The sequence below is a fragment of the Flavobacterium psychrotolerans genome (assembly GCF_003097635.1).
Classification (GTDB): Bacteria; Bacteroidota; Bacteroidia; order Flavobacteriales; family Flavobacteriaceae; genus Flavobacterium; species Flavobacterium psychrotolerans.
This window is the reverse complement of record NZ_QCZI01000017.1, coordinates 38,254-53,536: the sequence shown is the minus strand read 5'-3', so window position 1 is coordinate 53,536 and position 15,283 is coordinate 38,254. Positions and strand designations below refer to the sequence as shown.

At 35.4% G+C, this 15,283-nt stretch carries 11 protein-coding genes; 10 read left to right on the top strand and 1 reads right to left on the bottom strand.

What is annotated here, in order from left to right; translation table 11 throughout:
• Positions 1–55 precede the first annotated feature (55 nt).
• From DB895_RS12155 to DB895_RS12145, 3 genes are all read left to right on the top strand, one after another.
• The gene (locus DB895_RS12155) at positions 56–925 is read left to right on the top strand and encodes a lysophospholipid acyltransferase family protein (RefSeq protein WP_116725636.1); all 870 of its coding nucleotides are present in this window, start codon (positions 56–58) and stop codon (positions 923–925) included.
• A 110-nt stretch (positions 926–1,035) separates the two neighbouring features.
• Entirely contained in the window at positions 1,036–1,473 is a 438-nt protein-coding gene (locus DB895_RS12150; protein WP_116725635.1) for a VOC family protein, read from the top strand.
• Positions 1,474–1,607: 134 nt separating this feature from the next.
• Positions 1,608–1,835, top strand: coding sequence for a hypothetical protein (locus DB895_RS12145; RefSeq protein ID WP_208012175.1), 228 nt, complete (start codon positions 1,608–1,610; stop codon positions 1,833–1,835).
• An 86-nt stretch (positions 1,836–1,921) separates the two neighbouring features.
• Here DB895_RS12145 and glmM read toward each other — a convergent pair whose 3' ends face one another.
• Complete coding sequence (glmM, locus tag DB895_RS12140; RefSeq protein WP_116725634.1) at positions 1,922–3,310, bottom strand: phosphoglucosamine mutase; 1,389 nt, start codon at positions 3,308–3,310, stop codon at positions 1,922–1,924.
• Between the two features lie 308 nt (positions 3,311–3,618).
• Between glmM and DB895_RS12135 the strand changes: the two genes are divergently transcribed.
• The 7 genes from DB895_RS12135 (at position 3,619) to DB895_RS12105 (ending at position 15,121) form a co-directional block, all read left to right on the top strand.
• On the top strand, positions 3,619–4,194 hold the full coding sequence (locus DB895_RS12135; protein ID WP_116725633.1) for an acyl carrier protein phosphodiesterase: 576 nt from the start codon (positions 3,619–3,621) through the stop codon (positions 4,192–4,194).
• Positions 4,191–5,870, top strand: a complete 1,680-nt coding sequence (gene ggt, locus DB895_RS12130) for a gamma-glutamyltransferase (RefSeq protein WP_116725632.1) — start codon at positions 4,191–4,193, stop codon at positions 5,868–5,870. The genes DB895_RS12135 and ggt overlap by 4 nt, the downstream gene beginning before the upstream one ends.
• Positions 5,871–5,962: 92 nt before the next feature.
• Complete coding sequence (locus DB895_RS12125; RefSeq protein WP_116725631.1) at positions 5,963–6,631, top strand: DNA alkylation repair protein; 669 nt, start codon at positions 5,963–5,965, stop codon at positions 6,629–6,631.
• 40 nt (positions 6,632–6,671) lie between these two features.
• Positions 6,672–8,456 (top strand): chloride channel protein, encoded by a 1,785-nt coding sequence (locus tag DB895_RS12120; RefSeq protein WP_116725630.1) that lies wholly within the window; start codon positions 6,672–6,674, stop codon positions 8,454–8,456.
• A gap of 108 nt (positions 8,457–8,564) precedes the next feature.
• Positions 8,565–11,396, top strand: coding sequence for an excinuclease ABC subunit UvrA (uvrA, locus tag DB895_RS12115; protein WP_116725629.1), 2,832 nt, complete (start codon positions 8,565–8,567; stop codon positions 11,394–11,396).
• Positions 11,397–11,491: 95 nt separating this feature from the next.
• Positions 11,492–12,220, top strand: coding sequence for an LOG family protein (locus DB895_RS12110; RefSeq protein ID WP_116725656.1), 729 nt, complete (start codon positions 11,492–11,494; stop codon positions 12,218–12,220).
• 75 nt (positions 12,221–12,295) lie between these two features.
• Positions 12,296–15,121, top strand: a complete 2,826-nt coding sequence (locus DB895_RS12105; protein ID WP_317046173.1) for a gluzincin family metallopeptidase — start codon at positions 12,296–12,298, stop codon at positions 15,119–15,121.
• Positions 15,122–15,283 lie beyond the last annotated feature (162 nt).

Sequence of the window (15,283 nt, the reverse complement as noted above, 5' to 3'; positions counted from 1 at the left end):
AAACTCCACTGGGTAAATATGGTTTTAAATGTATATTTGTAAAAAATTTAACTTAATGCAATTTTTAGTTTATATTCTTGTATATCCTTTTCTTTGGTTCGTCTCCATATTACCGTTTCGAGTATTGTACTTTTTCTCTGACATTGTTTACGGAATTGTCTATTATATAATTGGTTACCGAAAAAAAACTGTTCGAGAAAATTTAACCCTAGCTTTACCCCATTTATCAAAACAAGAACGACTGGTTATTGAAAAAAAATCATACCATCACATGTGTGATATGTTTCTGGAAATGATTAAAACGATGACTATTTCTGAAAAAGAAATTGATAAACGATACGTTATTACAAATCTTGAGGTTTATAAGGAACTTGAAAAAAAACAAAAAAGCATTGCCTTAATGTGTGCCCACTATGCTAGTTATGAATGGGCAGTCTCCCTAAACAGACACATTAATTATAAAGGATACGGCATCTATAAAAAAATAAACAATATCTATTTTGATAAATTAGTGCATCACATTCGCTCCAAATTTAAAGCTTTTCTTATAACTACAAAAAACACAATTCCGGTAATAGCGGGAAATTACAGAAACAAAACATTAAGTCTTTATGGGTTTGCAAGTGACCAATCCCCAAAAATAACTTCTGTCTTTCATTGGCATACTTTCATGGGCATTGAGGTTCCTGTTCATACCGGAGCAGAAATGTTATCAAAAAAATACGACATGAACGTTATTTTCCTTCGGACAAAAAAAGTAAAACGAGGCTATTATGAAGCCAGTTTTGAAGTCCTTTCCGAAAATCCCAAAAGTGTTCCCAATTATGAAATTACAAATCAATTCCTAAAACTCGTAGAACAACAAATTTATGAAGCTCCGGAATATTATTTATGGACCCATAAAAGATGGAAACACCGTCGTTAAGACATAGTACCAATACCCTTTTCAGGTATATTTTTGAAAGGTTTTTTTTAGCACTACTTGGAACTTAAATCTTTAAAGACCTAAAACCAACAACTTAAAAAATTAAAATTATGGCACTTATCAATCCTCACATTAACTTCAACGGAAATGCCGAAGAAGCATTCCTTTTTTACAAATCAGTATTTGGTGGAGAGTTCGCAAAGATTATGCGTTTCAAAGATATATCTAGCCCTGAATATCCAATAGCAGAAAATGAGGCCAATAAAATAATGCACATTGCTTTGCCTATTGGCAAAAATATTTTAATGGGCAATGATGTTCCAGAAAGTATGGGTCAAGTAAATGAAAATGAAAACAGATCTAAAATAGCTATTAGCGCAGAAAATCGTGAAGAAGCAGACAAGTTATTTAGCGGACTTTCAGCAGGCGGAACTATTGAAGTGCCTATTGATGACAGCCCTTGGGGTTCCTATTTTGGGATGTTTAGAGACAAATTCGGTATTGAATGGATTGTGGATTTTGATCCAAAATATAACGGAAAAGTATAAGCAGAAAATAACAAACGCCTAACAGCGGTAGCTGCCACCCAACCTCTCCAAAAAAATACTTTTCCGCAAAAGCTAAAATAACAACTTCATTTAAATAGAAGCTAACTTTAAACAAAATAGGATATCAAATCAAAATGGAAACAAAAACATTTAGCGTTGTTACTTCCATAGCAATGGTAGTAACCCTTACGGCTGCAATACTCAGCATTATTGGTGTTGCAATTACGGGTCTGTATTCTGGAATTTTTGTGTTTTGGGTACTGGCTCTGATTCAGTTGCTTCTATGTTTTACGTTAAAAGAAATAGTGGCAAGTCTGTTCAAATCAACTATTCAAAAACATTCACAATTATTAATTTGCTAACAATCCTAGTTGTGTTGTGGATGACGTTTGTAATCGTGCATGACCGTGTTCTTCATGACTGTTGTTGATTCGACAAACACATTAGTTTAAATCCCAGCTATAGCTTTTATCTCATCAATGATTCTTAAGGCTAAGATATCAGCTTGACCTTGAGAAGGAGCTTCGGTATAAATTCGGATAATAGGTTCGGTATTCGATTTTCTTAAATGTACCCAATTTTCAGCAAAGTCAATTTTTACCCCATCAATCGTAGTGATGTTTTCATTTTTGTATTTCTCGGTCATGGCCACAAGAATCGCATCGACATCTATTTGTGGCGTCAACTCAATTTTGTTTTTGCTCATGTAGTATTCCGGATACGAAGCTCGCAAGGCAGAAACCGTCATTTTTTTGTTGGCTAAATGCGTTAAAAACAAAGCCACACCTACCAAACTATCACGTCCGTAATGCAGTTCCGGATAAATAATTCCTCCATTGCCTTCTCCTCCAATTATAGCGTGATTTTTTTTCATTAATTCCACCACGTTCACCTCTCCTACCGCACTGGCTTCGTAACTTCCGTTGTGGTTGTTGGTCACGTCACGTAACGCTCGAGAAGAAGACATATTGGAAACCGTATTCCCAGGGGTTTTGCTCAACACATAATCGGCGCAAGCCACTAAAGTGTATTCCTCACCAAACATTTCACCGTCTTCACAAATGAAAGCCAAACGATCTACATCTGGATCTACCACAACACCCAAATGGGCTTTTTCTTTAACCACCAATTCTGAAATATCCGTTAAATGTTCCTTTAAAGGTTCTGGATTGTGAGGAAAATGTCCGTTGGGTTCGCAGTATAATTTCACGACTTCAACACCCATCAATTCCAATAATTTTGGGATAATGATCCCCCCGGATGAATTTACACCATCAACCACCACCTTAAATTTGGCGGCTTTTACCGCTTCAACATCCACTAAAGGCAAATTCAACACTTCATCAATATGAATGTCCATGTAGGCATCATTTTCGGTAATGGTTCCCAAACTATCCACATCCAAAAAATCAAAAGCTTCGGCTTCAGCAATTTGGAGAATTTTCTCTCCTTCGGCTCCGTTCAAGAACTCCCCTTTTTCATTCAATAATTTCAAGGCATTCCATTGTTTCGGATTGTGTGAAGCCGTTAGGATAATTCCGCCGTCGGCTTTTTCTAAAGGCACTGCCACTTCAACCGTTGGTGTTGTAGAAAGACCTAAATCAATGACATCAATTCCTAAACCAATTAACGTGTTCACCACCAAATTATGGATCATAGGTCCCGAAATTCGGGCATCACGACCAATAACAACCGTAAGTTTTTCTTTTTTAGAATAGTCTTTCAGCCAAGTTCCATAGGCCGAAGCAAATTTAACGGCATCAAGCGGAGTCAGGTTATCCCCTACTTTACCACCTATAGTTCCTCGAATTCCTGATATTGATTTTATTAGTGTCATTTTTTTGATTTGTTATTTGATACAAATATAAAAAAGTTGCCGATTAACTAAACAAGCTTGCAACTAAGTTTTTGTAAAAAAAGAATTTCGGGATTGAATGATTCATTTTCATTTAAGAAATAATCATACAATTATAAAAAAATCATCATTAATTGTCTCTTTATCTATGCATTGTCTTTTTAACTTCCTGAAAAAGTTCATTACGATAGAAATTCTATTTAATCCTGTAGTAAAAAAGTTTTTTATACATTTACAAATGGTTAACCCCATAACATGGTATTTTTAGAACCGTAAAACCTGATGTAAAAATGAACTTTTTGGCACATATCTATCTTTCTGGCGATAATGATCTTATTAAAATTGGCAATTTTATGGCCGATGGCATTCGTGGAAAGCATTTTGATACCTTCCCATCCGATATTCAGAAAGGCATTCATTTGCATCGCGGCATCGACACCTTTACCGATGCACATCCCGTTTTCAGAGAGAGCACCAAACGATTACACGAAAAGTACCATCATTATGCGGGCGTAATTGTAGACGTTTTTTACGATCATTTTCTGGCTAAAAATTTCAAAAACTATTCCGACGAGAAATTGGAAGATTTTGCTGCGCGTTTTTATCAGTCCTTAGAAGAAAACTATGATTTTTTGACCGAAAGAACAAAAGGAATGATGCCCTATATGACAAAACACAATTGGCTGGTGAGCTACCAAACCATCGAAGGCATTGAGCGTATTTTAACCCAAATGGACAGCCGGATAAAAAACGATTCGAATATGCGCTTTTCAATTCTGGAATTGAGAACCTATTATGCGGAATTTGAGTTGGAATTCACCACATTTTTTGAAGATATCAGAACCTTTTCATCACAAAATTTATGAAACAGACGATATTGATTATTTCCTGTTTTTTCCTTTTATTTCCTCATAAAATTAGTGCACAAACTGGCTTGATTGCTTCAAAATCCATGGTGGTTTCTGCTCGAGAAGAAGCATCTCAAATAGGAATTGATATACTTAAAAAAGGAGGTAACGCTTTTGACGCCATGGTTGCCACCGAATTGGCACTGGCTGTCGCCTATCCCTATGCGGGAAATATTGGCGGTGGCGGCTTTATGGTGTACAGAAAAGCAAACGGTGAAATTGGATCATTGGATTATCGGGAAAAAGCACCATTGGCAGCTTCAAAAGACATGTTTTTAGACACAACGGGAAACGTGATTCCTAATTTGAGCGTTGATGGCGCTTTGGCCATTGGTGTTCCAGGAACCATAGCCGGAATTTTTGCCGTTCACGAAAAATTCGGAAAACTTTCCATGGAGGAAATCATGAATCCTGTCATTGCCTTAGCAAAAAAAGGAATTGTGGTTACCCTTAAGCAAGAAAAACAGTTGCTAACCCATCATGATGCTATTGTCAAAATCAACGGAACCGAATCCTTGTTGGCTCATCATTATAAAATTGGCGACACCATAAAGTACCCTGCTCTTGCCGAAACATTAACCCGAATAATGAAAAACGGCAAGGACGAATTTTACAAAGGAGAAACTGCCCAGAAAATAGTTGCATTTATCCAAAAAAATGGTGGGATTATTACGATGCAAGATTTGTCGAAATATGAAGCCAAATGGAGAACTCCAATAAATTTTAAGTACAAGGATTTAAAAGTCATTTCGATGGCGCCACCTTCAAGCGGCGGAATTACTTTGGGACAAATCATGAAAATGATTGAACCCTTTCCTCTTTCAAAATTCGGACACAATTCAGAAAAAGCAATCCAAGTAATTACCGAAGCGGAACGAAGAGCCTATGCCGATAGAAATTATTTTTTAGGCGATCCTGATTTTATTGAAATCCCTAAAAATAAACTACTTAAGAAACATTATTTAAAAAACAAAATGAATACTTTCAATTGGGAAAAAGCCACTTTATCCTCAGACGTTTCTCATGGAAATATAGCGATTTCCGAAAGCAGTGAAACTACCCATTATTCGATTGTGGATGCTGATGGAAATGCGGTTTCAGCAACTACAACCTTAAATGGTGCCTATGGTTCTAAATTATATTCGGACGAATTAGGTTTCTTTTTCAATAATGAAATGGACGATTTTAGCGCCAAACCAGGAGTTCCGAATTCCTATGGCTTAGTTGGCTCAAAAGCCAATAGCATAACGCCAGAAAAACGCATGTTGAGTTCTATGACTCCAACAATTGTCGAGAAAAAAGGAAAATTGTTTCTGGTACTTGGCTCTCCCGGAGGTTCAACAATTATTACCTCTGTTTTGCAAACCATATTGAATGTTTATGAATACAAAATGAATATGCAAGAGGCCGTAAATGCACCAAGATTCCATCACCAATGGAAACCCGACGAAGTTATTGTTGAGCCCAATGGTTTTTCTAATGAAATCATTACAAATTTGCGTAAAAAAGGCTATATCATCAACGAAAAAAATACGCCAGTGATAGGAAAAGTAGATGCAATATTGGTTCTTCCAAATAAAAAACTGGAGGGTGGAGCCGATTATAGAGGCGATGATAAGGCAGTGGGGTTTTAGGGATAAAAGACAGGGATATAAGAGAATACAGAAATGCTGATGTTTGCTTTTTCCATCCTATTCCCTTTGTTATTGACATTTAAATTAATTTTATGAGTTTTATAAGTGAATTAAAGTCCGCATTTCAGGAAAATAGTAATAGTGAAATGGCTGTTGCTATGGAAAAATACATGAGAAATCATTTTATCTTTTTTGGAATAAAAACAACGGAAAGAAGAGCTATTTTTAAAACAATCCTTAAACAACATAAAGAGGAAGTATCTCGCAATTCCAGAAAAATTGCTTGGGATTTATTCGTAAAAAAACAGAGAGAGTTGCATTATTGTGCCATTGAAATTCTGATGCAAACGCTAAAGAAAAATTATATCAAGGAAGACATTCAACTCATTGAAAAACTACTGATTACCCATTCGTGGTGGGATAGTGTAGATACCATTTCTAAATTTATCTTGGGAGAATATTTGTTAGAATTCCCCGAAGAAACAACAAATGTAATAGAGCGATTTTCCAATTCCGATAATATGTGGCTCAATAGAAGTGCCCTACTTTTTCAATTGGGTTACAAACAAAAAACAAACGCCGAAATATTATTTTCGGAATGCATAAAACATTCCGATTCCTCAGCATTTTTTATCCAAAAAGCAATTGGCTGGGCTTTGCGGGAATATGGGAAAACAAATCCGGAATTGGTCAAAACCTTTGTAAATCAAACCAATTTAAAACCTTTAAGTAAAAAAGAAGCATTAAAAAATTTACATTAAACTCAAAATAATAGTAAATTAGCATTTTTACAAAAAATAAATGTTTAGAAAATACCTTAACAGACTCGAAAAACTAATTGTTTGGGGACAAGCCAAACTCACTAACAAGCAATTCATTTTCATGTCTAGTGTTTTGGTTGGTATTTCGGCTGCTTTTGCAGTAATTGTGTTAAAAACTTTTGCACACTGGGTCTTTTCATTTGCCACTTACATCAATGGGATTTTAAAATTGAGTTTCATTAACAGTATCCTGCCTATAATAGGGATTTTACTCACCGTTTTTGTAATAAAAAGAGTTTTAGGAGGCACAATAGAAAAAGGAACATCCCAGATACTGTTTGCTGTTGCAAAAAAGGCGAGCATTATTCCAAAAAAACAAATGTATGCCCAAATCATTACAAGTTCACTTACTGTGGGTTTGGGAGGCTCCGCGGGTTTAGAAAGTCCCATTGTAATCACAGGGGCCGCTTTCGGTTCTAACTATGCCCAAAAATACAAATTAAGCTATAAAGACAGAACGCTTCTCATTGGTTGCGGAGTTGCTGCAGGTATTGCCGCCGCCTTTAACGCCCCAATTGCCGGAGTTTTATTTGCCATAGAAGTATTATTGGTTGATGTAAGTATTTCTGCCTTTACGCCAATCATGATAGCTGCTGCCACTGGTGCGCTAGTTTCCGTGATTGCTTTGGATGAATCTATATTGTTGAATTTCAAACAGCAACAAACTTTCAACTATCACAATATTCCCTATTACGTCTTATTGGGCTTGTTTACGGGGTTTATTTCTGTTTATTATTCCCGAAACTTTCAGAGAATAGAGCATATTTTTACCCGATTGCGATTTAAACCCTATAAAAAAGCGCTGTTTGGAGCGTCTCTTTTAGCTATAATTATTTTTGTTTTCCCAACTCTTTTTGGAGAAGGTTATGAAAGCATCAAAACATTGTCTGAAAATGATCCCGGAAAATTATTGGAAAACACGTTATTCAGCGATTTTAGAAACAACAGTTGGGCACTACTCCTTTTTGTGGGATGCACAATGATGCTGAAAGTTTTTGCTACCGGAATCACTTTAGGAAGTGGTGGAAATGGTGGAAACTTTGCTCCTTCTCTCTTTTTAGGTTCGTATGTTGGTTTTTTCTTTTCTAAGTTTTTAAATCTTACGGGGCTCACTAAATTGCCCATCAGTAATTTTACCATGGTGGGAATGGCAGGTATTCTAAGTGGATTGTTTCATGCACCATTAACAGCCATTTTCCTGATTGCTGAGATTACCGGAGGTTATAATTTGATGATTCCGTTGATGATCGTTTCCTCTATAAGCTTCGCTATTTCAAAACGGTTTGAAAAACATTCTATGGATGTTAAAAATTTGGCAAAAAAAGGAAATGCTTTTACGAGCAACAAAGACACCAATATCCTTTCGACAATTGAAACCGAAAAAATCATTCAAACCGATTATTTGACCATTTCAGCAGATGAAAATTTAGAACGATTAGTTGATTTAATTTCACATTCTAACCAAGTGGTTTTTGCGGTGGTAAATTCAGAAAATAGACTTCTTGGTGTAATTCACTTTAATGACATTAGAGAAATTATATTTAGTAATTTCAAAGTTAAATACACCTCCGTGAAGGACGTAATGAAAGATCCAATGGAAATTATTTATCCCGTTGACACTATGGAAACTGTGATGAACAAATTTGAATCTTCCAAGGTTGCCTTCCTGCCAGTACTTAAAAATGGAAAATATTACGGTTTTATCTCTAAATCCATTGCACTTGAAGCCTATCGAAGCAAACTGAAATCGATGACGATAGAATAAATATTAATTTAAACACTCGATATTCTCCCATTTCATTTAACAAAATCTTCATAACTGTTGCGCCGAAAGAACAAACCAAAATGTTAACTTTGCGTTTTGCCTAAAATTATGCTAGAAAACGATAATAACATTGAAGTATTGGGTGCGCGAGTACACAATCTAAAAAACATTGACGTCACGATTCCTAGAGAGAAATTGGTGGTCATCACCGGGCTTTCGGGTTCTGGAAAATCGTCATTGGCTTTCGATACAATTTATGCCGAAGGACAACGTCGGTATGTAGAAACTTTTTCAGCATATGCCAGACAATTTCTTGGCGGATTGGAACGTCCCGATGTAGATAAAATTGACGGCTTATCCCCTGTTATAGCTATCGAACAGAAAACAACCAGCAAAAGTCCCCGTTCCACAGTGGGTACAATAACTGAAATATATGATTTCCTGCGTTTGCTATATGCCCGCGCTGGTGATGCTTATAGTTACAATACGGGCGAAAAAATGGTCTCCTATTCAGACGACCAAATCAAGGAATTAATTAGTAACGATTTTGTAGGCAAACGCATTAACATTCTTGCTCCTGTAATTAAAGCCAGAAAAGGGCATTACGGAGAATTATTCCAACAAATAGCCAAACAGGGTTTTCTAAAAGTCCGAATTGATGGAGATGTAAAAGACATCACGGCAGGAATGAAACTAGATCGTTATAAAACTCACGACATTGAAATCGTGATTGATAGAATGGTTGTCGAGGACACGCCAGATAATGAAAAAAGACTTGCTGAAAGCATCAAAACCGCCATGTATCACGGCGAAAATGTGCTGATGATTTTAGACCAGGATACAAATCAAGTACGCTATTTCAGTCGGAATTTAATGTGTCCCACAACGGGAATTTCCTATCAAAATCCGGAACCCAATTTATTTTCGTTCAACTCCCCTAAGGGTGCCTGCGACCATTGTAACGGTTTGGGAACAGTAAACGAAATCAACATCAAAAAGATCATCCCAAATCCTAAATTATCCATAAAAAATGCCGGATTTGCGCCATTGGGCGAATACAAATCAACATGGATTTTTAAGCAACTGGAAATCATAGGAGAAAAATACAGTTTCAAACTGACTGATTCCATCGAAACCATTTCCGAGGAGGCGATGGAAATGATATTGAATGGCGGCAAAGAAAAATTTACCGTCGAATCCAAAAGCTTGGGAATTAGCAAAGAATACAAAATTGAATTTGAGGGAATTTCCCACTTCATCAAAAGCCAGCATGACGAAAGCGGTTCGGCAACCATCAAACGATGGGCAAAGGAATTCATGGATGAGGTAAAATGTCCCGTTTGTGAAGGTTCCCGCTTGAAAAAAGAAGCGCTTTTTTTTAAAATTAACGAAAAAAACATTGCTGAACTATGCGATTTGGACATATCCGATTTGACGATTTGGTTTCATGATCTAAAAAAACATTTGTCTGATAAACAAAAAATTATAGCTACCGAAGTAATCAAAGAGATTAAGGATCGATTGAATTTTTTAATGAATGTAGGTTTAGAGTATTTGGCTTTAAGCCGAAGTTCTAAATCGCTTTCAGGAGGCGAGGCACAACGCATTCGACTGGCAACCCAAATCGGTTCACAACTAGTTGGTGTCTTGTATATTTTGGACGAACCAAGTATTGGATTACATCAACGAGACAATGAAAAATTAATTCATTCTCTCGAGCAATTGCGGGATTTGGGAAATTCGGTAATTGTAGTTGAGCATGATAAGGACATGATTGAACGTGCCGATTACGTAATTGACATTGGTCCAAAAGCGGGGAAATTTGGAGGTGAAATCATCAGCAAAGGAACGCCTGCCGAAATCCTGAAAGAACACACCATAACGGCCATGTATCTTAACGGAGAAATGAAAATTGAAATCCCCGAAAAACGCCGAAGTGGTAATGGGAAATTCCTAAAGCTGACTGGAGCTACAGGAAACAATCTGAAAAATGTTTCCATTGAATTGCCTTTGGGACAAATGATTTGTGTCACAGGGGTTTCCGGAAGTGGAAAATCGACACTGATAAACGAGACACTCTATCCTATTTTGAACGAGTTTTATTTTAATGGCGTAAAAAAACCACAACCGTATAAAAAGATTGAAGGCTTAGAGCATATTGATAAAGTAATTGACATTGACCAAAGCCCTATTGGAAGAACGCCACGCTCTAATCCGGCAACATACACCGAAGTTTTTACGGAAATTAGGAATCTGTTTACGATGACATCCGAAAGCATGATTCGAGGCTACAAAGCGGGACGTTTTAGTTTTAATGTAAAGGGAGGACGATGCGAAACCTGCGAAGGTTCAGGAGTGCGAACGATAGAAATGAACTTTTTGCCTGACGTATATGTAGAGTGCGAAACCTGTCAAGGAAAGCGTTTTAACAGAGAAACACTGGAAATTCGATACAAAGGAAAATCCATTTCGGATGTACTGAATATGACTGTTGACGAAGCGGTTCCATTTTTTGAAATGATACCTAAGATTTATAGAAAAGTAAAAACTATTCAGGATGTTGGTTTGGGCTATATCACTTTGGGGCAACAAAGCACAACGCTTTCTGGTGGCGAGGCGCAGCGTATCAAATTAGCTGGAGAATTGTCTAAAAAAGACACCGGAAATACCTTCTATATTTTAGACGAACCCACGACAGGACTGCATTTTGAGGACATTCGGGTGTTGATGGAAGTGATTAATAAATTAGTGGATAAAGGGAATACTATTTTGATTATCGAGCATAATATGGACGTCATAAAACTCGCCGATTACATCATAGACATTGGTCCCGAGGGTGGAAAGGGCGGCGGACAGGTCGTTGCAAAAGGAACCCCAGAAGAAATTATTAAAAATAAAAAAAGCTACACAGCGCAATTTTTAAAAAAAGAATTACTTTAGCAGGCTGTTTTTTCAAATGCTAAATTGAAATAGCAGATTAAAATGAATATCTGGAAATGAATCCAGAAAAAATTAAAAATTTAGATTTAAAGAAAATGAGATTAAAAGATTTTGACAATGACGAGGATAAAGTAATCCAAGATAAATTAAAACAAAAAACATGGAATGAAATAAGAACCAATGACAGCTGGGCGATTTTTAAAATCATGTCCGAGTTTGTTAACGGTTATGAAACCATGGCGCGCATTGGTCCATGTGTTACTATTTTTGGATCGGCAAGAATAAAACCGGACGAGAAATACTATTTATTGGCCGAAAAAATAGCCTATAAAATTAGTAAAGCGGGATATGGAGTGATTACAGGTGGCGGACCCGGAATTATGGAAGCGGGTAATAAAGGGGCTCATCTTGGAGGAGGAACCTCAGTAGGACTGAATATCGAGTTGCCTTTTGAACAACATTACAATCCATACATCGATAAGGATAAAAATTTGAATTTTGACTATTTCTTTGTTCGGAAGGTTATTTTTGTGAAATATTCTCAGGGATTTGTGGTGATGCCGGGTGGTTTTGGAACTTTAGACGAAATGTTTGAAGCGTTAACTTTAATTCAGACTAAAAAAATTGGGAAGTTTCCCATAATACTTGTCGGTTCTAGTTTTTGGGCAGGACTAATTGATTGGATTAAAACCGTTTTGATTGAACAAGAAAAGACAGTAAACATAGAAGACCTAAATTTATTTAAAATTGTGGATACTGAAGATGAGGTCGTTGAGGCTCTTGATAGTTTCTACAAAAAATACAATTTAAGCCCTAATTTTTAAGAAAAAATGCTTCCTTTACGGAAGTATTTTTTTTTAGGCCAAAAAGAAGTTTATATTAATTTGCAAATTAAACAATTGAAATCCGTATTTAAAATCGTGCTTTCTATCCTTGTTTTGTCAGTCACGACCAAACAATATGCACAACATCATTCCAAAATGACTGTTGCGGTTAATGCCGAAAAAAAAACAATTAATGTTTTTCAGGAATTAACTTTTTTTAATGAATCTACAGACACTTTATCCTCAATCGTTTTAAATGATTGGAATAACGCATATTCTACCAGAAATTCTCTCTTGGCCAAACGATTTTCAGATGAATTTATCAGAAACTTTCATTTGGCAAAAGATTCCGAAAGAGGAAACACTGGGAATATCACGATAATTGATGAAAATAAATCCTTTTTAAATTGGAATAGAACAGACGAGAATCCCGATTTAATTGAATTATTTTTAAATACCAAGTTAGCTCCCAATCAAAAAATAAAACTATCCCTCACCTATGTCGTAAAAATTCCCAGCGACAAGTTTACGAAATATGGTTATGGAAGCAATGGGGAAATGAACCTGAAAAACTGGTATCTTACCCCTGCCCGTTTCGAAAATCATTCCTTTATAAAATACAGCAATGCCAACTTAGATGATATTGCCAATGCCATTTCAGATATTGATTTAGAAGTAAAAATACCTGCAAGTTTTGAATTGAGTTCCGATTTGAATGAAATCTCAAAATCAAAAAATAAAGAAAATACGATTTATACCTTTTCAGGAAAAAATCGGCTTGATTTTAGTTTGTTTTTGGAACCAAAATCAAGTTTTTTTAGTTATAAAAATGGTTTAGTTGAAGTCATTACAAACCTAAAAGATAATAGATTAAATGAAATACAAAAAGCAATAATTATCGACCGAATTGTAACTTACGTCAGCTCGAAAATTGGCCCCTACCCACATGAAAAAATTAGTGTTTCCGAAGTTGACTATGACCGAAATCCGTTTTACGGCTTAAACCAACTACCCGCATTTATCAGTCCGTTTTCTGACGAATTTCTGTATGAACTTAAATTCCTAAAAACCTATCTAAACAATTATTTGAAGAACAGTTTGAATTTGGATGCCAGAAAAGACAATTGGATTTTTGATGGAATTCAGGTCTATGCTATGATGAAATACATCGAGGAAAATCATCCCGACAGCAAGATGATGGGCAATTTAGCCAAACTAAAAATATTAAAAAGCTTCAACATTATCAATCTGGATTTTAATGAACAGTACAGCTACTATTACATGCTAATGGCTCGAAAAAACTTAGACCAACCGTTGAGTGAATCTAAAGACAGTTTAATCCGTTTCAATGAAAAAATAGCCTCAAAATATAGAGCGGGCTTAAGTTTAAAATACTTAGATAATTACTTGGATGATGCTATTGTGACAAATTCCATTAAGCAATTTTATGCTATAAATACCCATGAACAGACCTCTAGAACAACTTTTGAAGCACTTCTTAAAAATAATGCCAATAAAAACATTGATTGGTTTTTTGAAACAATTATAAATTCCAGGGCTATAATTGATTATAAATTTAACGCTTTAGCAAAAACTAAAGACAGCATCACTTTTAATATCAAAAACAAAACTGGGGCAACCGTACCAATTCCCATTTATGGGATAAAAAAAGGAGAAATTGTTTTCAAAAAATGGTTAGAAAATATTAGAACAGATAGTACTTTTACCTTTGATCGAAAAGATGCCGAAAAAATAGTCATCAATTACAAAAACGAGGTTCCCGAATACAATTTAAGAAACAACTGGAAATCATTAAAAGGTTTTTCTACTACCAATCGCCCCATAAAATTCGCCTTTATGAAAGATTTGGAAGACCCTTATTACAACCAAGTGTTGTATGTCCCTACGTTTGATTATAATTTTTATGATGGGCTTTCCCCAGGTTTGAGACTTCACAATAAAACCATTCTTGACAAACCGTTTACGTTTGACATTAATCCCATGTATTCCCCAAATACGAAAACGCTTGTAGGAAATTATTCCCTTGCCGTGAATCAAAATTATAGAGACGGATTACTCTATAATGTTCGATATTCCATGAACGGATCTTATTTTCATTACGCACCAGATGCTGCTTATTTTAAAATCAACCCAACTGTTACCATGTCAATGAGGGAATGGAATTTAAGAGACAATAGAAGACAGGGCTTTTTTTTTAGATATAATATCGTAAACAAAGAACCTTCAAAAATCATCAATGATACAGGCGAAAAATACTCTGTTTTCAATGCAAAATATTACAACACCAGAACAGAAATTACAAACCATCTCAATTTTAGAAATGATTTACAACTGTCAAGTGGTTTCGGAAAAATAGCAGGCGAAATACAATACCGGAAATTATTCGACAATAATCGTCAAATAAATTTGAGATTATATACAGGAACTTTTATCTATAATAAAAATTTAAGTAATGCTTATGATTTTGGATTAGACCGACCAAAAGATTATCTTTTTGAATACAATTTCTTTGGAAGATCTGAAACATCAGGTTTTTTTAGCCAACAATTTATTCTTGCCGAAGGTGGTTTTAAATCCAAGCTGATTCCTGCTTCTGCAAACCAATGGATGGTTACAACCAATGCGAGTTTTAATGTTTGGAATTGGGTAGAAATATATGGAGATTTAGGATTTCTGAAAAACAAAAATGAAAGTGAAAAATTTGTTTACGATAGTGGCATTCGCTTGAACCTGGTTACCGATTATTTTGAACTTTACTTCCCTGTATATTCAAATAATGGATGGGAAATTTCACATACGAAATACCCAGAAAAAATACGATTTGTAGTGACTATGAGTCCCAATACACTGCTTAACCTTTTTACCAGAAAATGGTTTTAAAACCCCAAAAAAAATACCAAATATTACACTTTTACAAAAATAAAAGATTTTTAAATGAATTATACACAAATAATTAGCCTTTATAGCGACTTTGCTTGATGATAATTAAAACATATATTTCACTTTGTATTATGAATACAATTACTTTTTAATTAAATTTGT

Excerpts from the sequence above, each read along its gene's own strand:
- DB895_RS12120 (WP_116725630.1), top strand. The coding sequence starts at position 6,672 with ATGTTTAGAAAATACCTTAACAGACTCGAAAAACTAATTGTTTGGGGA.
- glmM (WP_116725634.1), bottom strand. The coding sequence starts at position 3,310 with ATGACACTAATAAAATCAATATCAGGAATTCGAGGAACTATAGGTGGT.
- DB895_RS12110 (WP_116725656.1), top strand. The coding sequence starts at position 11,492 with ATGAGATTAAAAGATTTTGACAATGACGAGGATAAAGTAATCCAAGAT.
- ggt (WP_116725632.1), top strand. The coding sequence starts at position 4,191 with ATGAAACAGACGATATTGATTATTTCCTGTTTTTTCCTTTTATTTCCT.
- DB895_RS12150 (WP_116725635.1), top strand. The coding sequence starts at position 1,036 with ATGGCACTTATCAATCCTCACATTAACTTCAACGGAAATGCCGAAGAA.
- DB895_RS12155 (WP_116725636.1), top strand. The coding sequence starts at position 56 with ATGCAATTTTTAGTTTATATTCTTGTATATCCTTTTCTTTGGTTCGTC.
- DB895_RS12135 (WP_116725633.1), top strand. The coding sequence starts at position 3,619 with ATGAACTTTTTGGCACATATCTATCTTTCTGGCGATAATGATCTTATT.
- uvrA (WP_116725629.1), top strand. The coding sequence starts at position 8,565 with ATGCTAGAAAACGATAATAACATTGAAGTATTGGGTGCGCGAGTACAC.
- DB895_RS12125 (WP_116725631.1), top strand. The coding sequence starts at position 5,963 with ATGAGTTTTATAAGTGAATTAAAGTCCGCATTTCAGGAAAATAGTAAT.
- DB895_RS12145 (WP_208012175.1), top strand. The coding sequence starts at position 1,608 with ATGGAAACAAAAACATTTAGCGTTGTTACTTCCATAGCAATGGTAGTA.